The sequence below is a fragment of the Mycobacterium paraffinicum genome (assembly GCF_001907675.1).
Lineage (GTDB): Bacteria > Actinomycetota > Actinomycetes > Mycobacteriales > Mycobacteriaceae > Mycobacterium > Mycobacterium paraffinicum_A.
In genome coordinates this window covers 1-23558 of record NZ_MPNT01000056.1, presented here as the reverse complement: position 1 = coordinate 23558, position 23558 = coordinate 1, and the positions used below count along the sequence as shown (strand labels likewise).

Annotated in this window: 11 protein-coding genes; 7 read left to right on the top strand and 4 right to left on the bottom strand. The window is 68.8% G+C overall.

Features of this window, described 5'->3' with window-relative positions; all coding sequences use genetic code 11:
* Positions 1-13914, bottom strand: a 13914-nt coding sequence (locus tag BRW65_RS29920; RefSeq protein ID WP_244168275.1) for a non-ribosomal peptide synthetase, incomplete at its 3' end; no start/stop codon positions are given.
* A 52-nt stretch (positions 13915-13966) separates the two neighbouring features.
* Positions 13967-14188: an MbtH family protein gene (locus BRW65_RS29915; RefSeq protein WP_073880954.1), complete on the bottom strand. Its 222-nt coding sequence runs from the start codon at positions 14186-14188 to the stop codon at positions 13967-13969.
* A gap of 1110 nt (positions 14189-15298) precedes the next feature.
* Here BRW65_RS29915 and BRW65_RS29910 point away from each other — a divergent pair.
* Together BRW65_RS29910 and BRW65_RS29905 are read left to right on the top strand one after the other, a co-directional pair.
* Positions 15299-16084 carry a GAP family protein gene (locus BRW65_RS29910; protein ID WP_073880952.1) on the top strand — a complete coding sequence of 262 codons (786 nt, stop codon included), beginning with the start codon at positions 15299-15301 and terminating at the stop codon, positions 16082-16084.
* A 44-nt stretch (positions 16085-16128) separates the two neighbouring features.
* Positions 16129-16881 carry an ANTAR domain-containing protein gene (locus tag BRW65_RS29905; RefSeq protein ID WP_432206471.1) on the top strand — a complete coding sequence of 251 codons (753 nt, stop codon included), beginning with the start codon at positions 16129-16131 and terminating at the stop codon, positions 16879-16881.
* Between the two features lie 12 nt (positions 16882-16893).
* On the opposite strand, the gene BRW65_RS29900 is transcribed toward BRW65_RS29905, so the two are convergent.
* Positions 16894-18060, bottom strand: a complete 1167-nt coding sequence (locus tag BRW65_RS29900; RefSeq protein ID WP_432206472.1) for a glycosyltransferase — start codon at positions 18058-18060, stop codon at positions 16894-16896.
* 232 nt (positions 18061-18292) lie between these two features.
* Between BRW65_RS29900 and BRW65_RS31950 the strand changes: the two genes are divergently transcribed.
* Complete coding sequence (locus BRW65_RS31950; RefSeq protein ID WP_167374116.1) at positions 18293-18430, top strand: hypothetical protein; 138 nt, start codon at positions 18293-18295, stop codon at positions 18428-18430.
* Here BRW65_RS31950 and BRW65_RS29895 read toward each other — a convergent pair.
* Entirely contained in the window at positions 18412-19686 is a 1275-nt protein-coding gene (locus tag BRW65_RS29895) for a fatty acid desaturase family protein (protein ID WP_073880956.1), read from the bottom strand. The two genes, BRW65_RS31950 and BRW65_RS29895, sit on opposite strands and share 19 nt — an antisense overlap.
* Positions 19687-20210: 524 nt before the next feature.
* On the opposite strand from BRW65_RS29895, the gene BRW65_RS29890 reads away from it, so the two are divergent.
* The 4 genes from BRW65_RS29890 to BRW65_RS29875 all read left to right on the top strand — a co-directional run.
* Positions 20211-21767 carry a succinic semialdehyde dehydrogenase gene (locus BRW65_RS29890; protein ID WP_073880950.1) on the top strand — a complete coding sequence of 519 codons (1557 nt, stop codon included), beginning with the start codon at positions 20211-20213 and terminating at the stop codon, positions 21765-21767.
* 96 nt (positions 21768-21863) lie between these two features.
* On the top strand, positions 21864-22442 hold the full coding sequence (locus BRW65_RS29885) for a cyclic nucleotide-binding domain-containing protein (protein ID WP_073880948.1): 579 nt from the start codon (positions 21864-21866) through the stop codon (positions 22440-22442).
* A 77-nt stretch (positions 22443-22519) separates the two neighbouring features.
* A complete protein-coding gene (locus BRW65_RS29880) occupies positions 22520-22954 on the top strand; it encodes a DUF4383 domain-containing protein (protein WP_073880946.1) in 435 nt (144 codons plus the stop codon).
* A gap of 256 nt (positions 22955-23210) precedes the next feature.
* Positions 23211-23558 (top strand): DUF4189 domain-containing protein (locus BRW65_RS29875; RefSeq protein ID WP_139273322.1); only part of this gene is annotated, 348 nt, incomplete at its 3' end.

The window sequence follows — 23558 nt, the reverse complement described above, 5'->3', positions numbered from 1 at the left end:
CCACACCCCCGGCGCCGGCAACCCCGCATCCAACGAGCCGATCAACGCCGTCACGTTACGATGCGTCACCCCAACACCTTTGGGCACACCCGTAGTACCCGAGGTGTAGATCACATACGCCAAACCCTCGGCATCCGGCACCGCTAAGGCGGTGTCAGGCAGGGTGTCGAGACGCCGATCGTCGACGTCGACGACGGGCACCCCATGACCCTCGAATCGCCCGGCCAGATCGGCGGTGCTGACCGCGACCACCGGAGCGGCGTCGCGGAGCACGAACCCGATCCGGGCATCCGGGGACGACGGGTCGATCGGCACGTACCCGGCCCCGGCCTTCAGCACCGCCAACATCGCCGCGATCGCCTCGGCCGACCGCGAAAACAACAGTGCCACAATCTGTCCCGGTCCCGCGCCGTGGTCCACCAGCAGGCGGGCCAACCGGTTCGACGCCGCATCCAGCTCGCGGTAGGTGATCGACGCGCCCCCGCAGACCAGCGCCACCGCATCCGGCGCGTCGGCCACCCGCGCGGCGAACGACTCCGGCACCGACACCGGCGCGCTCGACCGCGTCAAAACCGCCTTGTTTCCAAGCTCTTCCAGGTGCGCGCGCTCGGCCGCGTCCAGCACATCCACCGACGACAACGCCCGGTCGGGGTCGGCGGTCATCGCCGCCAGGACCCGGCGCAACCGCGCGATCAGCGCCTCGACACTCTCGGCGTCGAAGACGTCGGTCCGGAATTCCACTCGGCCGCCGATGCCGGCGGCGTCCCCGGTCTCCCCCCAGCGTTCGGCCAGGGAGAACACCAAATCCATGCGGGCGGACTCGGTTTCGACCGGCACGGAGGTGACCTCGAGGTCGCCCAGCGCCAGACCGGCGGCCGGATCGTCGTGGCCGGTGAAGTTTTGCCACGCCAACATGACCTGCACCAAGGGGTGGTGGGTCAGGCTGCGGGTCGGGTTGAGCCGCTCGACGAGCAACTCGAACGGCACGTCCTGATGCTCGAAGGCCTCCAGGCTGCGCGCCTGGACGCGTGCCAACAGTTCGGAGAAGGTGGGATCGCCGGCCAGGTCGACGCGCAGCACCAACGTGTTGACGAAGAAGCCGACGAGCAGGTCGAGGGCGCGGTCGCGGCGCCCGGCGATCGGGAAGCCGATCGGAATGTCCGAGCTGGCACCGATTTTCGACAGCAGCACCGCCAGCGCGGCCTGCACCACCATGAACGTGGTCGCGTTGTGCTCGCGGGCCACCCGGCGAACCTGCTGTTGCAGCTCGGCCGGCCAGTCCACGACCACGCTGGCGCCGCGCTGGTCGGCGACGGGCGGGTAGGGCCGGTCGGTGGGCAGCTGTAACCGTTCCGGCATGCCCGCCAACGCGCCCTGCCAGTAGGACAGCTGGGCCGCGATGGGGCTCTCGCCGTCGTCCAGGTCACCGAATTGCGCGCGCTGCCAGAGCGTGTAGTCGGCGTATTGCACCGGCAGGTCGGCCCACTCGGGCGCGTGGCCCGCGCTTCGGCTGGCGTACGCGACACTGAGGTCCGCGCCCAACGGCGTGAGGGACAGCCCGTCCGCGGCGATGTGGTGCACGACGATCACCAGCAGGTGTTCCTGCTCGCCGAGGGCGAAAAGCCTTGCACGTAGCGGGGTTTCGGTGGCCAGGTCGAAGGCGTAGCGCGTGGTGGCCGCGACGGCCTCGTCCAGCTCGCCCGCCGGGGATGCGGTGACGTCGACGACCTCCCAGCCGAAGTCGACCTCCTGCGCGGGGACCACCACTTGCTGGGGCGTTCCGTTGCGCGCGGGGAACCGCGTGCGCAGGCTCTCGTGGCGGCTCACCACGTCGGCCAGCGCCGTGCGCAGCGCGTCGGCGTCGAGGCGTCCGCCCAGCCGCAACGCGGCCGCCATGTTGTAGATGGGCGACGGGCCCTGCAGTTGCTGGATGAACCACAACCGGCTCTGGGCGAACGACAACGGGATGACCGCCGGGCGCTCGGTGGCCACCAGCGGCTGCAGGCGCCCGGCGCCCTCGCCGATGCGCGGGGCCAGTTGCGCGATCGTCGGCGCCTCGAACACGGCGCGCACCGGCAGCTCGGTCTCGAGTGAGCTGTTGATCGCCGCGATTAGGCGCATCGTGGACAGCGAATCGCCGCCGAGGTCGAAGAACGAGTCGTCGACCCCGACGCGTTCGACCCCGAGCACCTCGGCGTAGACGCCGGCCAGGATCTCCTCGACGGCCGTGCTCGGGGCGCGGTAGTCGCCGATGTGTCGGTAGTCCGGGGCGGGCAGGGCGCGGGTGTCGAGCTTGCCGTTGACGGTCGTCGGCAGGGCCGGGAGGACGACGACCGCGGCCGGGACCATGTACGCGGGAAGCCGCTCGGCCAGCGCCGCGCGGGCCTTGCCGGCGTCCACCGTTCCGGTGACGTAACCCACCAGGCGGCTGTCCCCGGGGCGGTCCTCGCGGGGGACGACGACGGCCTGCTCGACGCCGTCCAAAGCTCCGAGCGCGGACTGGATCTCGCCCAGCTCGATGCGATAGCCGCGGATCTTGACCTGCTCATCGGCGCGGCCGAGGTAGCGCAACTGACCGTCGGGACCCCAGCACACCAGGTCGCCGGTGCGGTACATGCGGGTTCCGGGCGCGCCGAACGGGCAGGCCATGAAGCGCGACGCGGTCAACGCGGACCGGCGCCAATACCCGACACCGACGCCGTCGCCGGCCAGGTACAGCTCCCCGACCACCCCCGCCGGGACCGGTTGAAGCCACTCGTCCAGGACGAAGAAGGCCGCCCGCGTCACCGGTGCGCCGATCGGGGGGAAGCCCGATCCCGCCGCCAACGGCGCGCTCTTGCAGGCCCACATCGTGGTTTCGGTTGGGCCGTAAACGTTGACCATCACCCGTCCGGGTGCCCACCGATCCACCAGCTCGGGCGGGCAGGGCTCCGCTCCGATCACGAGCGCGGTCGCGTCCAGCCCGTCCGTCGGCAACATCCCCACGGCGGACGGCGTTTGGGTGAGCACGGTGACGCGCTCGGCGACCAGGAGCGCGTGGAATTCCTCCGGTGAGCGGGCCACCGACTCTGGCACCACCACCAGCCGACCGCCGTGCAGCAGCGCGCCCCAGATCTCCCACACCGAGAAGTCGAAGGCGTAGGAGTGGAATTGGGTCCAGACCTGCCCCGGTGACAGCTCGATGCCGATCCGCAGCGAGTCGAAGAGCTGGGCGACGTTGTAGTGCGTCACCGCAACGCCTTTCGGCACGCCGGTGGTGCCGGAGGTGTAGATGATGTGCGCGAGGTCGTCGGGCGCGGGCGCCGGCGGCGCCGTGCTGGGCTGGGTGTCGAGGGCTGGGTCGCCGACGTCGACGACCGCCAGGTCGAACCCGTTCAGCCGGTCGATCAGCGCGGTGGTGGTGACCGCGGCGACCGGCGCGGCGTCGGTGAGCATGAACTCCATCCGGGCCGCCGGCAGCGCCGGGTCGATGGGCAGGTAGGCCGCCCCGGATTTGAGGGCGGCCAGGATCGCCACGATCGCCTCGGCCGAGCGCGAGAACAGCAGCGCTACCCGTTCACCCGGGCGCGCTCCGTGCCGGATCAACAGGTGCGCCAGCCGGTTGGCCGCCTCGTCGAGTTCCCGGTATGTCATGGACCGTCCGTCGCAGACCAGAGCCACCGCGTCGAGAGTGCGGACCGCCTGCGCGGCGAACAACGCCGGAACCGACACCGGCGTTGCCGGCTCGGTCAGCACTGCCCTGTTGCCCCACCTTTCCAGCCGGGCGTGCTCGCCCGGATCCAGCAGGTCGACCGACGACAGGCGCCGCGCCGGGTCGGAGGTGACCGCCACCAGCAGCCGGTGCAGCCGCTCGATCAAGGTCATGACGGTGTCCGCGTCGAAGACGTCGGTGCGGTATTCCGCCGTCACGCCGATCCCCGCGTGCTGGCCGGCCTCGGTCCAGCGGTCGGACAGCGAGAACGTCAAATCCATTCGCGCCGTGTGTGTTTCGACCGGCATCGGCGTCGCACGCACGTCGCCGAGGGCCAGCGTGGCGGTGGGGTTGCTGTCGTAACCCGGGAAATTCTCCCAGCCCAGCAACACCTGGATCAGCGGATGATGGGCCAGGCTGCGGGTCGGATTGAGCCGATCCACCAAGAACTCGAACGGCACGTCCTGGTGCTCGAACGCGGCCAGGCTGCGCCGTCGCACCTGCGCCAGCAGTTCGGCGAAGGTGGGATCGCCGGCCAGGTCGACCCGCAGCACCAACGTGTTGACGAAGAAGCCCACCAGCTCGTCGAGCGCGGGGTCGCGGCGCCCGGCGATCGGGAACCCCACCGCCACATCGTCGCTGGCGCTGATCTTCGACAGCAGCGCGGCGAAGGCGGCTTGGATCACCATGAAGCTGGTCGCGTTGTGCTCGCGCGCGACCCGGCGAATCTGTTGCTGGATGTCCGTCGGCCAGTCCACCGCCAGCCGGGCGCCCCGGTGGTCGGCCACCGGCGGGTAGGGCCGGTCCGTGGGCAGCTGCAGGCGTTCGGGCATCCCGGCCAGCGTCTCTTGCCAGAAGTCCAGCTGCGCGGCGATCCGGCTCTGGCTATCGTCCAGGTCGCCGAATTGCGCACGCTGCCACAGCGTGTAGTCGACATATTGCACCGCCAGCGGCGCCCATTCCGGGGCCTGCCCCGCGCACCGGGCCGCGTACGCGATGCCCAGATCGCGCGCCATCGGGGCGATCGACCACCCGTCGGCGGCGATATGGTGCACCACGACCACCAGCACGTGGTCGTCGTCGGCGGTGGTGAAAAGCTCGGCGTGTAACGGTATTTCGTTGGCGAGGTCGAACGCGTATCCGGCGACGGCGTCCGTCGCCTCGCGCAGTCGGCCCTCCGGCCACCCCCGGGCGTCGACGACGTTCCACCGTAATCGGGCCTGCTCGACGGGCAGCACCACCTGGTGGGGCGCCCCGTCGTGCACCGCGAACAGCGTTCGCAGGCTTTCGTGGCGGCCGACGATATCGGCCAGCGCCGTGCCCAGGGCGTCCGCGTCGACTCGCCCGCGCAGCCGCAACGCGACCGCGACGTTGTAGATGGGCGAGGGACCCTGGAATTGGTCGATGAACCATAACCGGCTCTGCGCGAACGACAGGGGGATCAGCTCGGGCCGCTCGGCGGCCACCAGCGGCGCCAGCCGGGCGGAGTCCCCGCCGGTGCGGCGCGCCAGCTGGGCGACCGTGGGCGCGTCGAACACGGCGCGCACCCCGAGGTCGGAGTTCACGCTGGCGTTGACGGCGGCAATCAGGCGCATCGCCGACAGCGAGTCCCCGCCGAGGTCGAAGAAGGAGTCGTCCACCCCGACCCGCTCCAGGCCCAATACCTGGGCGAAGATGCCGACCAGGATCTCCTCGACCGCGTTGGACGGGGCGCGATAACGATCCGCGTCCTGGTAGTCGGGCGCGGGCAGCGCCTTGCGGTCGAGCTTGCCCGAGGAGGTCAACGGGAACTCCTCGAGCGCCACGATGTGCGACGGGACCATGTAGTCGGGCAGCCACGCGCTGATCCGCTCGCGCACCGCGCCGATCTTGGTGTTGGCGTGCGGGTCGTTGGCGTAGCTGGTGCGTTGCCGGGCCCTGGCCGGCGGGAGGTAGACGTCGGTCAGGCGACCGTCGGATTCGGTGAAAACCGCACTGAGCGTGCCGGGTTGGGTGCCCCAGGTGACGGCGACGTGGTAACCGGCGGACTCACCGAGGCGATGCAATTCCTCCGCGACGGTGGCGCCGGTGATCGCGCCGGCCTGGGCCAGCGCGTCGCGAACGGGAACGCCCGCGGCGAGGGCGGATTCGATACGGACGTCGGCGATCACCCCCACGTGCGGGATGTCGGTGACACGCACCTCGGCGGGACGCTGGGACACCAATTTGCCGTGCAGCCCGTCCAGGTCCACGCATTGCCCCCACGCCCACACGGGTGCGGTGGCCACCGAATTCAGGGGCGCGGGCGCTTTGTGGATGGTGACGTCGTAGCGGTACCGGTTCAGTTCGTTGTCGGCCAGCCCGCGCTTGACTTGGATGTCCAACCCACCCGCCGACTCGTGGCTGCCGACCCAGGTCGTGAAAAACTCTGGGGCCAAGAGCAATTCGGTCTCACCGAGCATCGCGTGACGGACGCGCTGCCGGATCTCGGCGGCGTCGGCGGCGCCGGCGTCGGTCCGGGCCAGCGCGATACCGGTCTGAAATGCGCTCTGCAGGGCGTGATTGCGAATGTCGCCGACGAACAGCGCGCCGCCCGGTGCGAGCAATTCCATCGCGGTGTCGATGACGTCGGCCAGGTATCCCGCGTTGGGGAAGTACTGGACGACCGAGTTGAGGATGACGGTGTCGAAAGCGCCCGGCGACAGTCCGTCCGTGACGTGGGCCGGCTGCGTCAGCAGCTGGACCCGGTCGCGCCACGGGAGTTGCAGTTGCTCCAGCGAGCGGGCCAGGTTCTCGATCGCTGCGGCCGAAAAGTCCGTGGCGACATACCGATCGCAGTGCGGGGCGATCTGTGACAACAGCAACCCCGAGCCCGCGCCGATCTCGAGCACTCGCCGCGGCCGCAGCGCCATGATCCGGTCCACCGTGGCGGCACGCCATTCGACCATCTCCTCGAGCGGGATCGGGTCGCCGGTGTAGCTGCTATTCCAGCCGCGGAAATCCATGCCGAAGCGGGATTCGCCGTCGGCGCCGTACAGATCGTCGTAAAGGTGTTGCCACTCTTCGACGTTTTCGGCGTCGTCGTCGGCGGTGGTGGTGTGGTCGAGGGTGACGTAGGCGACCAGCTGCGTGCCGGTGGCGCTGTCCTGCACGGTGACGGCGGCCTGGGTCACCTGCGGGCAGGCCAGCAGGGTGTTCTCGATTTCGCCCAACTCGATGCGCTGTCCGCGCAGCTTGATCTGGGTGTCGGCACGGCCCAGGTAGTCGAGGGTTCCCTCGGGCGTCCAGCGGGCCAGGTCGCCGGTGCGGTACATCCGGGACCCGGGCGCGCCAAAGGGATTGGCCACGAACCGTTCCGCGGTCAGCTCCACCCGTCCCACATAGCCGTGCGCCAGGGCGGGCCCGATCAGGTACAGCTCCCCCATCACCCCGATCGGCGCCGGGTTCAGCCAGGCGTCGAGCACGAGAGCGGCCACCCCCGGTATCGGGGCGCCGATGCGAACCGGTTCGCCCGCAGACAGCGGCGCGCTGGTGCTCACCCAGATCGTGCTCTCGGTGGGGCCGTAGACGTTGAACAGGCGCCGGCCGGGCGCCCAGGCGGCCACCAACTCCGGCGGGCAGGCCTCGCCGCCGACCATCAGCGTGTCGAACCCGTCGAGCCGGGCCGGGTCCAGGGACGCCAGCACCGTCGGGGTCAGGAACGCCGCGCTGACCCGCTGGCTTTCCACCAGCGCGGTGAGCGGCTCCCCGGCGTAGACCTGCGGCGGCGCCACCACCAGCGCCGCGCCCGATCCCGCGGCCATCACCATTTCGCCGACGGACGCATCGAACGTCGGCGAGGCGACCATCAGCACCCGGGCGTTCGCGTCCAGCCCGTGCCCATCGCGTTCTGCCGCAGCCCAACCCAATAGGCCGGCATGGCTGACCGCGACCCCCTTGGGCGTGCCGGTGGAACCCGACGTGAAGATCACGTACGCGGTGTTGACCGCCGTCAGCGGCGCGAGTCGCTCGGTGTCGGCGATCGCTTCGGCCGAGAGCGTGGACAGCTCGAGACCGTCGATCCGCAGCGCCGGGCGCGCGCCGGCCCCGGCCACGTCGTCGGCGCCGCAGGCCAACACGCACACCGCGCCCGCGGCGTCCAGCACCGTGGCGACCCGTTCGACGGGGTGGTCCAGGTCCACCGGTGCGTGGACGCCGCCGGCCTTGACCACGGCCCACCACGCGACCACCAACTCCACACAGCGATCGATCGCCACGCCCACGGCGCGCTCGGGGCCCACGCCCGCGTCGATCAGCTTGCGGGCCAACCGGTTAGACCATTCGTCGAGCTCGCGATACGACAGCGTCCTGGTGCCGTCGACCACCGCGGGCGCGTCCGGGTCGGCGGCCACCGCCGCCGCCAGCAGCTGCGGCGCCACGCCGACCGGCCCGGCCACACCGGTCCCTGAGAACCGCGACAGGAGCAGGTCGCGCTCGGCGCGGTCCAGCAGGTCCACCGACGACAGGCGCCGGGTCGGATCGGAGGTCATCGCCGCCAGCACCCGCCGGAACCGCTCGACGAGCGCCTCGATGCTCGCGGTGTCGAAAACGTCCGCGTCGAACTCGACGTGGAGGCCGAGCTCGCGGCCGGGGAGGGCCTCCATCGTCAGCGGGTAGTGGTTGTATTCGCGGTTGGTGAACTCGGCGATGGCCAGCCCGTCGGGGCCCAACTGCATGCCGTCGCCGATCGGGTAGTTCTCGTAGACGAACAGCGTGTCGAACAGCTGCTCGTGGCCGGTGGCGCGGTGAATGTCGCTGAGCGCCAAGTGTTGATGCTCGAGCGTGTCGTTGTGGTCGTCCTGCAGCTGGCGCAGCAAGTCCGCGGTGGTGGTGGTCGCGGTGATGTCGGCCCGCACCGGCACCGTGTTGATCAGCAGCCCGACCATCGATTCCGCGCCGGCCACTTCGAGCTGGCCCACCCGGGATCGCGGGGTGCCGAAGACGACGTCGTGCTGACCGGTCAGCGAGGTCAGCAGCAGCGCGTAGGCGCCCTGCAGGACCGTGCTGACCGTGGTGTGGCAGGAGCGCGCCAGTTCGGTGAGGGCCCGCGTGGTTTCCTCGGGCACGGTGAAGGATGCGGTGCCGCGCCGCCCTTGCCCCAATCGGTCCTTGGGACCCACGAGCGTCGGCGTCTCGAAGTCGGAGAGCATCTCGGCCCAGGCCTCGCGGGCGGCGTCGAGGTCACGATCGGCCAGCCAGGTGACGAAACTGCGATAGGGCGCGGCCGCGGGCAGCCGCTCCCCGTAGTAGCTGGTGAAGATCTCGCGCAGCAGGATCGGCAGCGACCACCCGTCGAGCACGATGTGGTGGTTGGTCAGCACCAGCCGGTGCCGGTTTTCCCCGGTGCGGATCAGCGCCACCCGGAAAGGCGGCTGGTCGGCCAGGTCGCCGACGGCGGCGCGTTCGGCCGCGCACAGCCGCTCGATCTGCTCGTCGGCGTCGAGCTCGATAAATTGCCACGCCACAACGGGATTGGCCGGGATGATTTGCACCGGCTCGTCGAAGCGTTCGTAGAACCGGGCGGCCAGGTGCGGATGACGGTTGATCACCGTGCGCACCGCGTCGTGCAGGCGGTCGGGGTCCAGCGGTCCGGTGAGCGTGAAATCCAGCTGCACGGCGTACATGTCGTCGTCGCCGTGCGCGGTGCTGGAGTGGAAGAGCAGGCCCTGCTGCAGGGGGGTCAGCGGCAAGATGTCGGCGACGTCGTATCGCCGGTCGAGCTCGTCGATCTGCGGTTGGCTGAGCCGCGCGGGCGTGATGTCCGTTGGCGTCAGCCCGCCGCCTCCGGCCCGTACGTGCGTGCAGATGCCGGACAACGCGTCGAACCACAGTTGGCTCAGCCGGCCGATCTGCCCTTCGTCGAGGGCCGACATCGCCCACGTCCAATCGGCGTGCAGCTGCGGGCCGGCGTCGGTGTCGACGGTGCCGGCGTTCAGTTCGACGGTGTGCGCCAACGGCCTTGGGGTCGCGGCGGCCGCACCGGCCAGGGACAGGCTGTCGGGGTGTAGCCGCCACAAGTCACCGGGGAGCTCGCTTCCCGCGATGAGGCGACCGAGGTAGTTGAACCCGATCGTCGGGTCGGCGCCGTCCAGCTCGACGTCCGGGTTGAGGTAGCGCAGGACGCCGTACGTCAGGGGGTGCGGCACGGCGCGGAGCTGTTCCTTGGCGTCTTTGATCACGGCCCCCAGCGCGGGGTCGCCGGCGCGCACCTGCGCCCAGGCCAGCCCGCCGACCGCGAGCGACACCGGGTATTTGGTGGTGAACCAGCCAACGGTGCGCGAGAGGTCCACGTCGGGCGCGAGTTCCTCGTGGCGGCCGTGGCCCTCGACGTCGACGGCGACCGGCCCGCGGGCGCCGCCCAGGAATTCCGCGCAGGCCAATCCGAACGCGATCAACAGAATGTCTTGCACGCCAGCGTGAAACGCCGCCGGCGCCTCCCCGAGCAGCGTCCGGGTGTGCTCGGCGCTCAGCGACGCCGACAGGTGCCCGGCGGTGGCGTAGGTGTCGACCCCCGGTCGCACCGCGGGCAAGGCGGGCGGTGTCGCCGCGATCCGCTTCCAGGTGCCGGCCTGTTCGATGACCTCCGGGCGGCGGGCGTGTTCGTAGAGCAGCGTTGCCCACCGGGCGTATGACGTCCCGCCCGCCGGCAACGCGGCCGGCTGGCCGCCACGACGCTGGGCGAAGGCGATGTTCAAGTCTTCCACCAGGATTCGCCACGACACGCCGTCGATGGCAAGGTGGTGAACGACCAATGCCAGCTGGCCCGTGGGGGCCACCCATACCGCGCTCAGCATCGCCCCGGTGGCGGGGTTCAGCCTCGACCGCGCCTCCACCAGCGCCCGATCGGACAGCACGTCCACTGACAGCAGGCACGCGGCCGCGTCGACGGATCCCGCGTCGGGCACCCGCAGCGACCACCCGCCGTCGCCGTCGCCCTCGACGCGCAGCCGCAGCATCGGGTGCCGGTCGAGCACGGCCTGCAGCGCCGCCGCGGCGTCGGCCTCGGTCGTCCCGTCGGGTGCCTGCAGCACCATCGTTTGGTTGAACTCGTCGGTCGGCCCGTCAATCTCGCGCAGCCACCGCACGATCGGGGTGTCCAGCATCGGTCCGAGGCCCTCGTCGGCCTCGGCGGTTTCGCCGCTGGCCACCCCGGTGACGGTGGCCAGGCGGGCGACGGTCTGCTCGACGAAGACGTCCCGCGGCCGGCACGCCAGGCCCGCGGCCCGCGCCCGCGAGACCACTTGCAGCGCCAAGATGCTGTCGCCGCCGAGTTCGAAGAAGGAGTCGTCGGTGCCGACGCGGTCGAGGCCCAGGACCTCGGCGAAGATGCTGGCCAGGATTTCTTCGGTCGGATTCTGCGGTGCGCGGTAGTGCCCGGCGCCGTATTCGGGGGCCGGCAGCGCGCGGGTGTCCAGCTTGCCGTTGGCGGTCAACGGCAAGGCCTCGAGGCCCACGATCGCCGCGGGCACCATAAACCCCGGCAACCGCTCGGAAAGCCGTTCGCGCAACGCACCCGGATCGGCCACACCCGTGACATAACCGACCAGCCGCTTATCGCCCGGGCGGTCCTCACGGGCGATCACCACCGCCTGCCCAACCCCAGCCAAACCGCTCAACGCCGCTTGGATTTCACCCAACTCGATCCGATACCCGCGAATCTTGACCTGCTCATCGGCACGACCCAGATAGCGCAACTGCCCATCGCCACCCCAGCACGCCAGATCCCCGGTCCGATACATCCGCGCTCCGACCCCGCCGAACGGACACGCCACAAACCGCGACCCAGTCAGCCCCGCGCGACCCACATACCCGATGGCCACCCCGGACCCGGCCACATACAACTCCCCGACCACCCCCTCGGGCACCGGGCGCAACCAGGCATCCAACACGAACAGCGCCGCCCCGGACACCGGAGACCCAATCGGCGCCACCCCCGACCCCGGCGCCAGCGGCGCGCTGATCGCCACACACATCGTGGTCTCGGTCGGCCCATAAGCGTTGACCATCACCCGCCCCGGCGCCCACCGGTCCACCACCCCCGCCGGGCAAGCCTCCCCGGCCAACACCACCGCCACATCATCCAAACCGGCCGGATCCAGCATCGCCACCGCCGACGGCGTCTGCGTCAACACGCTCACACCCTCGCCGGCCAGCAGCGCGTGCAACTCCTCAGGCGAGCGCGCGGTGTCCTCATCGACGACCACGACCCGCCCACCCCGCAACAGCGGAGCAAAGATCTCCCACACCGACACATCGAAAGCCAGCGAATGCGCGTGCGACCACACCCCCGGCGCCGGCAACCCCGCATCCAACGAGCCGATCAACGCCGTCACGTTACGATGCGTCACCCCAACACCTTTGGGCACACCCGTAGTACCCGAGGTGTAGATCACATACGCCAAACCCCCGGCATCGGGCTCGGGCAGCACGGCCTCGGGTGCGGCGTGAATGGCCGGATCGTCGACATCGATGACCACCGCCCCATGACCATCGAGCCGCTCGGCCAATCCCGCCGTCGTGAGTACCGCCACCGGTGCGGCGTCGGCGAGCATGAACTCGAGCCGGGCATCCGGGGACGACGGGTCGATCGGCACGTACCCGGCCCCGGTCTTCAGCACCGCCAGAATCGCCGCGATCGCCTCGGCCGACCGCGAAAACAACAGTCCCACAGTCCGTCCCGGGCCCGCGCCGTGGTCGACCAGCAGGCGGGCCAACCGGTTCGACGCCGCATCCAGCTCGCGATACGTCACCGACACAGCCGAACCCGACACCGCCAGCGCCCCCGGCGTCCGCGCCACCTGCGCGGCGAACAACCCCGGCACCGACACCGACGCCGACACCGGCCGATCCAAAACCGCCCGATGAGCCAACACGTCCAACCGAGATCGCTCGGCGGCGTCGAGCACATCCACCGACGACAACAGTCGCGCCGGGTCGGCCGCCATCGCCACCAACAGCCGCTGCAACCGGCCCGCCAGGTCCGAGACGTCGAAGTTGGAGAAGGGCTGTCCGACGCCCACCGTGCTCAGGAATTGCTGATCCCCGAACCCGAGGAAGAACAGCCCGAAGTGGCCCACCGGGCCGAAGGTCGTGTACGTCGCGGTCGCCGGGACCCCGGCGAGGCTGAGCGTCATGCGGGCGGGGACGAAGTTGACGACGACCCGGCTCGACGCCTGCGGAGCGCCTCGGAAGCCGCCGTCTCCGCCAAGCATGTGCACCGGAAAACGCTGATGCCGCAACGCCTCCCGTGAACGCGCGTCGACCTGCTGGAGAAAATCGGCGACGGAGACTTTCGGTGGCGCGTTCAAGACCAGCGGCACCACTCCGGCAAGCATGCCGGGGTGCGTCTTCGACTTCGGATCCAGCCGGCGGCTGACCGGGAAGTCGAGCACCACTTCGTCGGAAATGTCGGCGCGGAACCCGCGCACCAAAAGTGCGCAGGCGGCGGTGATTACCGACGACCGACGGACGCCCAACGACTTGGACAGTTGTTTGATCGCGCCGACGACCGACGAGTCCAACTGGACCGGCGGCGAGGGGGCGTACGGGTCCCGGTCGCTGGCGGCTTGGGTCGCGCGATAGTCCGGCTCACCCGTCGTGGGCAGGTGCTCGGTCCAATACGCCTCGTCGGCAAGGTAATCCGCGGATTCCGCGTACTCCGACTCGCTGCTGACGAGGTCTTGCACGGAGCCGAAGAAGGCCGGCGATATGGCCGTGCCGGAGGCGAGCGCGGAGTAGACAGCCGCGATGCGGCGACCGATCAGCGCGATGCCCAACCCGTCAATGGCGATGTGATGGCAGCAGCTGAACCAGTAGTACTCATCGGGTGCCGTTTGGAACAAGTAGAAGTTGATCATCGGGCCGGTGAGCGGCATCGGAGTTCGTTGGATCGCCGACGCCCGCTCGCGGACCTCGCGCTCGGGATCGGCGGACGCGCTCACGTCGTAGAACGCCAGGTCCACGTCCGGGTTGTCGACCACCCGCTGAAAGACCTGCCCGTCCGCCTCGAAAAAGCGGGCTCTGAGGCTCTCGGCCTCGCCCACCACGTGCCTCATCGCCCGCTCGAACAGACCGCGGTCGACCGTGCCCTCGATCCGCACGAGCACGCCGAGTTGCCACGCGACATCGAAGTGACCCGTTTGCTGCGCGAGCCAGATATCCAGCTGCGCTCGCGTCAGCGGTAGTGCCCGGTCACTGCGTTCCACTAAGTCCCCCCCGAAACCTTCCCGACTCATTCATACCTAGACGGTCTATACATCACAAACCGGGAGCGGACAGCCTCTCGCGCAGCGATTTAGGGCGAATATCAGGCCAGTTGTGTTCGACGTAGTCGAGGCATGCGGCCCGTTCGGCGTCGCCGTAGGCCACCCGCCAGCCCGCGGGGACATCGGTGAAGATCGGCCACAAACTGTGTTGGTCCTCGTTATTGACTAAGACGAAAAATTTGCCGCTCTCGTCGTCGAACGGATTGAGCTGCAATGGACAACCTCCTCGAAGCGAGCTGAGATTTGCAGAACCGCTGGGCGCCACACCGAAAACGATGCCGCGCTTCGGGATTGGCCGTCAGTTCCGACCCACGTGGCGACCCGCCCACCGCCGCCGTGCCGGCGTCAGCGAGCGTCGCGGAGATCCCCGTCGTGATGTGATCGTCATGGCTGCGCCTCGGGCCCCAGTCGTTTCCCCTGCCCGAGTCGCGATGCCGTCCGCAACACCAACGGTAGCCCACGAAATGACATCGGCCGTTTCGTGGGCAGTGCCGTTGGCGCACCAGCGAACCATCAGCAAGCTGGTACTACGACAATTCAATCTCGTAGACAATCAATGTCGCACTCCACGGCTCGCGGGATACCCGACGGCATAATGGGTCAAACCTGTGAATTTTGTTCCCACATAAGAGATTCGCGATCGAGGACTGTTGCGCGCGTGTCGTAGGAGCCGGCAAAAACCAACCTTGTCCCGTCGCGGCTCGTGTCCACACCTAGGGCCGGCGGGGCGCTACGCCTCCACGCAACCTGACGGCCAATTTGGGCCGCGTTTGCCGGCGTGCGGGCCTGCGTCTTGCCGGCGCGATCGCGGGGGCTTTGCGGCTGACGCCCGGCCGCGGCGCCCGGGAGCCGCTTCGTCCCCGGCGTGTTCTGTGCACATTCCGAAAGGGGCCGCGCGTCCTCCAAGTGCCCTGGCCGGCGTGAGAGCTTGCTGCTCCCCGCTGGGCGCGGTGCCTGTTCCCCGTGCCGAAAGCCCCAGCGCCATTGCTGCCTGCAAGCGGACTGCGCACGCGCCTGAGCGGCCTGCCGAGCACCGACGAACGCCGTGCGGCCCGAGGCCAGTTACGACCGCCGCGATCGTTCATCGGCGACGCAATCGCCGCTGTGATCAACTTCACCGACGCGTGCGTGGCCATGTTCACATCCGATTGGCCTCACGTTCACGAAACCTCGCGCGCGCCGGCATCGCTTGAACGTGTTGCACCGGGCCGAGATTCGCAAGGCGGACCGCACTCGACCGCGCGAGCGCTCGGGCCGGCTCCCTGGGCGGCGATCCCTTAAGTTCGGTGTTTAGGGTCCGGCGACCGCGGGTAACGATGCGCCAATGTGGGGGTCAGTGCTGGGGCTGGGAATTCTGGCGGCATTGAATCCCGTGCGCCTCGGCCTGGCTCTCTTGATGATCTCCCGACCGCGGCCCGCGCCGAACCTGCTCGCCTACTGGGTCGGCGGCCTCACGGTCTGTGTGCCCGAACTTCTCGCGCCGCTGCTGCTGCTCAATTTCACCTCGGCGTTCGGTTCGTTCGGCCACGGCGGGACCACGAAGGCCGCCAGCTCCACGCTTCCGCACATCCAGATCGGCCTCGGCGTGCTGGGGTTGTCGATCGCCGCAGTGATGGCCGTGCGGTTCTTGACCCGTCAGCGTGCGGAGGCCGGCGTATCGAACGACGGGCCGCCGACGCGCACGGCGGGAGCGCCGATTGCGGTGCCACGATTCCTGAGCCGCGCGCGGGACGTCCCCCCGGAGGAGCGTTCCGGAACCCGGCGGGTGCTCCACCGCGCCCACCGCGCGTGGGAGCAAGGGTCGCTGTGGATCGCGTGGGTGATCGGGCTGGCGTCGGTGCCGGTCGACGGGGTGCTGTTCATTCTGGCGATCATCGTCGCCTCCCGGGCCGCGGTCGCCACGCAGCTCAGCGCCTCGATCGCGTTCGTCCTGCTGATGTATTCCGTCGTCGAGATGATCCTGGTGGGATACGTGGCCGCACCGGCGAGGACCCAGGCCGTGCTGCGGCAGCTGCACGACTGGGTGCGCGCCTATCACCGGCAAATTCTGGTGACCGTCTTCACCGTGGTCGGTGTCTCACAGCTGGCCCAGGGCATGCACATCCTTTGAGCCGTCGGGTTACACCCCCGCCGTGAACGGGTAGTTCATTTCCGGTGGAAGTGGAAACCCAAACCCGGTTCGAAGTGATAGCCCGCGACCTGGACCGAACCTCGCCGGGCGCCTCGTTCCTGCTCCTCGATCGCGATCTGCGGATTCGCGCGGTAAGCCACGCGTACGAGCGGGTGACCATGCGTGACCACGGCGAGTTACCCGGGCAGTTCCTCTTCGACGCGTTCCCCGACAATCCCCACGATCCACAGGCCAACGGCACCACCAACCTCGCGCTGTCCCTGGAGACGGTGCTGCGCACCGGGCACACCGACGACATGCGGGTACAGCGCTACGACGTCCGCGACCCTGCCGCGCCGGACGAGTTCGTCCCGAAGGTGTGGAGCCCGAGCAACGCGCCGCTGATTGACCACGGCGAGCTGGTGGGCGTGGTGCACCGCGTCGAGGAAGTCTCGGACACCAAACGGCTCCTTGCCGAGATCGCCCGCGCAGCCGATCAAGGCGTGTCCTGGACGCCCGCCGAGTTGCTTCACGCGCTCGAGGCGATCGACGCGGCGAAAAGCGCCCACGACCACGCACGCCTGCAGGCGTTGCTGGCCGAGAATGAGCAACTGCGCCGCGCCATCGAAACCCGAGACACGATCGGCCAAGCCAAGGGCATGCTGATGGAGCGGTTCGACATCGATGCGGCCAGCGCGTTCGAACTCCTGGTACGGCTCTCCCAAGACACCAATGCCCGGGTCGAACAGATCGCCCTCAAGCTGCTGAAGGTAGATCATCCCCCGCGTTCAAGCTGAGCTCTGCGCGGTCTACACCCGCGCCCGGCGCCGCGCGAGGGTCTGACGCGCCAGGCCGAGGTATGCAGTCGCGACGACCGGCCATGCCATAGCGGGCGCCAATCGGCGCGCCTCCGCCGCCATGGCACCGGCAAGGCGCGGCTGTGTCAGCACCTGGCGCAGGGCGGCTGCCAGCGCATCCGGATCGTCGTGCGCGACGACGATCCCAGCTCCACTGCCGAGCAATTCGACGGCATGCGGGAACGCGGTGGCCACGACCGGCCGGCCGCTCGCGATCGCGTCGACAAGCGCACCGGACGTGACCTGATCGGTCGAGTCGTAGGGCAGGACGACGACCGCCGCGGACTGGGCCAAGGCCGTCAAGGTCGCCACATTGCGGTATTGCGCATCGAAGTACACCGAACCCGCCACACCGCTGCAGCGCGCCTGTTCGACGCAAGCATCGCGGTACGCCTCGCCGTCAGCGGCCAGCACCTTCGGCTGCGTTTGACCCGCAACGAGGTACTTTGGCCGGCCCGGCAGGCCCTGCAGTGACACCATCGCCTGGATCACTCGCTCGACGCCCATTCCGGGGCGTAACAGCCCCAGCGTCAATAGGGTCGGACGGCCACCCCGGACGCAGGCCGTGCCCGGAACCCGGGCCCCGTGCGGAATGGTGACGACCTTGCGGCGATCGACGTCGAAGCCATCACGCAACCGCTCGCTGGCGGCATCCGACATCACGACCACCTGATCCGCCCTCGCCAAGATCGCCTCGAAGACCGAGCGCTCTTGGCGGGTAGGGCTTTTGAGGATCGTGTGAGCGACTACGATCGACGGGACCCGCAGTCCGTCCAGGACGCCAACGACGTCGGCTCCGGCAACGCCTCCATAGATGCCGTACTCATGCTGGATGACCGCAACGTCGTGCTGGTTCAACAGTTCCGCGCAGGCCGCGACTGAGCCTGGTGAACCGCCGACCAGCTCACCGATGACGCGGGCGCTCGGGCTCGGCGGCCCGTCGGAAACTCGCACGACGTTGACGTCGGCGCCATAGACGCTCAACCCGTGGGCCAGTGCAGCGCTGAACGTTGCCAAGCCGCACTGTGTCGGCGGGTAGGTGCTCAGGATGCCGAAACTCAGCGACTCGGAGAAACTCTGCGCTGCAGCGGAATTCGCTGACGACGGAAATGGGACCAAAGCACTCAAGGGGATCCCAACTGCGGTTGTCACCGGCGTGCCCGGCGTGAGCGATTGCTCGGCGCGGTCAGCGGAGATCGCTGACTCATCCCGGACTAGCTGGGTTTGCGATTCATTTGACGATACACCCCAGCCACGTGATGCCGTAGGACGGCGGGCCGTTGCCGAACCGATGTCGGGTAAGGTCGGGCGAATCGGGACCGCCCAGGCCCCCATGAAGAAGGGGCCAGCAATGTCCGATAAGTCTCCCCGACAATCCATGACCAAGAAGTCGGGAAAATCGTTGAAGGAGAAGCGCGCCGACAAGCGCACCAAGTCGGCCGGCGCCGCCGCGTCGACCGAGTCCGTCCTTCACGACAAGAAGCGCTGAGCCGCAACCTCTTTCTGCCCGCGGGCTTTTCCCCGTTTCCGTCGATCGTGCTTGGCGCCGAGGATTGCCGTCGCCAATCCGCGTCGCCGCGCGCCGTGCCCGGCACCCGCTGAGCGCGATGCCGGCGTGGGCCGCCGGAACCGGTCCTCGGATGCCGTCTCCGGCGCGTCGTCGGCGGTGGCGATCAAACACCAGTCCGGGAGGGCCAACTTGCAGATCGTGCGCGCGGTGAGCAGCTGTTGGCGAAGCAGGGAACCGGTCGTGTACGGCAGGTCGTAGGTGACGCATAACGCGCGGACTCGCTCGGAGATCTCGGGGTACCGGTTACTCGGCAGGTCCGGGTAGAGGTGATGCTCGATTTGGTAGCAGAGGTTCCCGCTCATGAACGCCAGCACTCGACCGGCCCGGAAGTTCGCCGTACCCAACATTTGTCGGAGATACCATTCGGCCTTCGTCTCGCCGTCCAGCACATCCGGCGTGAATTTCTCCGCTCCGTCGGCGAAGTGACCGCAAAAGATCACCGCGCATGCCCACACGTTGCGCAGCCCGTTGGCAACCACATTGGCCAGCAGCGTGCGCAGCCAGCGCCGCCGACTCAGCGCGGGAAAGAGGACGTAGTCCTTGCCGGCTTGGCGAGCGATCTTGCGCAGGAGCGCCCTGCTGTGGACGGACCTACCGGCGTCGGTGGTCTCCCGATCCTGCACCGCATACAAGCCGTGCAGTGCGACGCCCCACTCGAACAAGAGCGCCAACAGCAGCGCGCGGAGCGGCTGCGCCAACGCGCGCGGTCGCCATGCCTCGTCCCGGGTGACCCGCATGACCCCGAACCCGAGGTCGTCGTCGACGCCGACCACGTTCGCGAAGACGTGGTGGCGGTAGTTGTGGGAGTGCCGCCACTGGGACATCAGACCGGCCATGTCCCACTCCCACGTGCTGGAATGGATTTCGGGGTCGTTCATCCAATCCCATTGACCATGGCTGATGTTGTGGCCGAGCTCCATGTTCTCGATGCATTTGGCCGCGCCCAACGCGGCGGTTCCCACGGCCCACCCGAACTTGCCCTTGCTCCCGGCGATGGCAAGCCTCGCCCCGATCTCAAGCGCCCGATGAAACCCTATGGCGCGCTTGATATATGCGCGATCCCTCGCGCCGCGGGAAGCCTCGACATCGCAACGGATCGCTTCCAGCGCGGCGGCGAGCTCATCGAGGTCCGCGGGGCTCAGATGGGCGTATTCGGATACTTCGGTGATGGCCACTATGCGCGACGCGGCCCGCTGGCACGCGACGGCCGCGCGACGCCGCGCGGCCAGGGCAGGTTTGGGAACCGCGGCATTCTGGGGCACGTCCGATCTTGTTGGATGGTCGTCCGCGCGAAAACGGCGGGGTCAGCTAGGCGGGAAAGTCTCAAATCGCACAGCAGAACCGCGGCACCGAGCCACAATCGAGACGCTTGTGTGCGGGTGCCCACGCGGCTGAACAGCTGGTTGGGCCGCCGTGGGCGCCCGCTTCACCGGAATCGGGCGGCACGGCGGCCTGCCCGGAACCGAGAGGTCCGGGGGGAGGCTGAGCCATCTGCTTGAGCACCTGCCTTTTCGGCTTTACGCCGTGACTGCTGACCGTAGACCTACCGACAAGACTCCCGCAAACCGGCGGGGCGTTCGCCGAATCGGTTCGGCGGGGCCGAGCCGGCCATCGGAGCGCCCGACGACGACGGCCGCGCCGGCGCTCGAGGCGGATAGGCTGGGGGCCTGGCCGCCGTGCTCATTGGGGAGGTAACGACATGCCCGCACCGTCAGCCGAGGTGTTCGACCGCTTGCGTCAGCTCGCCGCGATCAAGGATCTCAGCGCGCGCCCGACCAAGACGATCGACGAGGTCTTCACCGGCAAACCCCTGACCACGATCCCGATCGGGACGGCCGACGACGTCGCAGCGGCGTTCGCCGAAGCACGCGCTGCCCAGGTCGAGTGGGCGGCCCGGCCCGTCGCCGAGCGGGTCGAGGTGATCAGCCGCTATCGCGACCTCGTGGTCGAGAACCGCGAGTTCCTGATGGACCTGCTGCAGGCCGAGGCCGGCAAGGCCCGCTGGGCGGCGCAGGAGGAAATCGTCGACCTGATGGCGAACGCCAACTACTACGTGCGCGTCTCGGCCGACCTGCTCAAGCCCCGCACGGTGCAGTCGCTGCTCCCGGGCATCGGCAAGACCACCGTCTGCTACCAGCCCAAGGGCGTGGTCGGGGTCATTTCCCCGTGGAACTACCCCATGACCCTGACGGCGTCCGACTCGGTGCCCGCGCTGCTGGCGGGCAACGCGGTGGTGCTCAAGCCCGACAGCCAGACCCCGTACTGCGCGCTGGCCTGCGCCGAGCTGCTCTATCAGGCCGGGCTGCCGCGAGCGCTCTACGCGATCGTCCCCGGGCCCGGCTCCGTGGTAGGCACGGCGATCATCGACAACTGCGACTACCTGATGTTCACCGGCTCGACCGCCACCGGCAGGCAGCTCGCCGAGCACGCGGGCCGTCGGCTGATCGGCTTCTCCGCCGAGCTCGGCGGCAAGAACGCGATGATCGTCACGCGCGGGGCCAACCTCGATAAGGCCGCCAAGGCGGCCACCCGCGCGTGCTTTTCCAACGCGGGCCAGCTGTGCATCTCTATCGAGCGGATCTATGTCGAGAAGGACATCGCCGACGAATTCGTCGGCAAGTTCGGCGCCGCGGTGCGGAGCATGAAACTGGGTTCCGCGTATGACTTCTCGGTGGACATGGGGAGCTTGATCTCGGAGGGTCAGCTGGACACCGTGACGGAGCACGTGGAGGACGCGAAGGCCAAGGGCGCCAAGGTGATTGCCGGCGGAAAGGCCCGACCCGACATCGGGCCGCTGTTCTACGAGCCGACGGTGCTCACCGACGTCACACCCGAGATGGAGTGCGCGGCCAACGAGACATTCGGTCCGGTGGTGTCGATCTACCCGGTCGCCGACGTCGACGAGGCGGTCGAGAAGGCCAACGACACCGAGTACGGGCTCAACGCCAGCGTGTTCGCCGGCTCGTCCGCGGAGGGCCGGCAAATCGCCGCCCGGTTGCGCTCGGGGACCGTGAACGTCAACGAGGGTTACGCGTTCGCCTGGGGCAGCCTCAGCGCACCGATGGGCGGGATGGGTCAGTCGGGGGTGGGCCGCCGGCACGGTCCCGAGGGCCTGCTGAAGTACACCGAATCCCAGACGATCGCGGCCGCCCGCGTGTTCAATCTCGATCCGCCCCTTGGCATTCCGAGCACACTTTGGCAGAAGTCGCTAGTCCCCGTCGTGCGCGCGGTGATGAGGCTTCCCGGGCGGAACTGACCGCGGCCTTTTCCGGCTGGGCCGGATCTAGAGTTACGCCGCATATCCGCGTTACGCTCCTCGATGTAGCGTCACATCGCACGTCAGGAGCCCGCTATGAAGGCCGACGAGAAGCAATATCTGGAAGACGCTCATCGGTTACGCCAGTACGCCACCTTCGAAAAGTTCTCGGATGCCGAACTGCAGCGCCTCGCCCGGGTGGCGCATCGCACTTCGACGTCGGCCCCGTTGCCGCTGATCCACGAGCAGACACCCTCGGACTCCTGCTACATCCTGCTCAGCGGAGAGGTGGGCGTCTACGTCGGCCGGGACCGCATCGCCGTGCTGGGGCCGGGCGAGGTGATCGGCGAATCGGCGCTCCACCGCGGCAAACTCCGTTCTGCGACGGTCACGACGATGGGGCCGGCCGAGGTGTTACGGATCGAACGCGACGAACTTTCCAGGGCGCTCGAGGAGATACCGGCACTTCGCGAAATCATCGACGCGTCGGTCGCGCGGCATGTGCCCGTGGACCTGCCGCCGAAGCCGAAACCGCCGCGCACGAAGTTGGGCGCCGCAATCCACACCGAACTGGTCGAGCGGTTCGAGCAGGCCGCCGACGGCGCCGGTGTGGACGTCGCGGACGCGCTCGAAGACGCCATGGCCCAGTGGATCGAACGGAACACCGCCACCTAGCTCCAACGCAGCCGTTGTCACGGTCTACTACCGCGCGTAGTATTCGGGCTATCCCGCCGTGCACAAGGAGGTGCAATGTGAGGTGGAGTTTCGCCCAGATCGGGCTGCTGATCATCTGCGTGTTTCACGTCATCCAGGCGGTGGCCGGCCTCGTCATCAATCCCAGCTTCGCCACCGGGCCCGCCGCGCCGACCGTCCAACTGCTCGGCATGGATTACAACGGCTGGCACGCCGTCGCCGGTCTCGCCCTGTTCGCCCCGGGTCTGGTATTCGCGGTGCGCAAGTCATGGGCCGTGCTCTATCTGCTGATCGCCGCGATAGCCGGTGCGCTGCCGGGCATTTGGGCCTTCTTCTCCCACCAGGTCGCCTTCGTCTTCACCTTTCCCAACAACGTCACCGATGCGGTGGTGCACCTGGTGACCGCCGCGGTGATGGTCGCGGTGGCGGCGGTGCAGATCCGGCTGGACGGAGGGCTGCGGAACTCCCTCGCCGATCTCAGGAAAGTGCCGTAGTCCGACTCGTCCATATCCGGCGAGCGGCCGCTCGATCCGCCTTGGCACTGAACCATATTGTGCGCCTTGGTATTTGAACGGGTATGCGTCGTGCCGGTCAAGGCCAATCCACCGCGAGTCAGCGGGCAGTGCCTGGGAATCCGACGGCGGCCTTTGACTGTGAAATCGGGCCGGTCGCCAACGATTCCTTGAGGATCTCCCAAGCGCGGTATCCGACGGTGGGATCGTCCATCGACGACGACTCACGAGGTTCGCCATGATCAGCCACCGCATGTCCGCATTGATCGCGGGTGCCTGCGCCGCCTACTTGGCCGCTGCGGCCGCGGCGTCACCCGATGCGCAGGCGGCGGTACCCGACCGTTACGCGGTGATCGCCTACTCCCCCGTGACCGGCTGGACCGGTTGGGAGAACAACGGCACCACCATGGCGGAGGCCACCCACATAGCGCTGGGCAGCTGCCAGGTACACGGCGCCGGCTGCACGGTCGCGGCGTGGGCCCGGAACGGCTGCGCCGCCTTGGCCCTCGGATCGGGCCAATGGGGCGGCCACTGGGGCCCGACGCCGGCGGCCGCTCAGAACGCGGCGCTGGCGATGGTTTCCGAC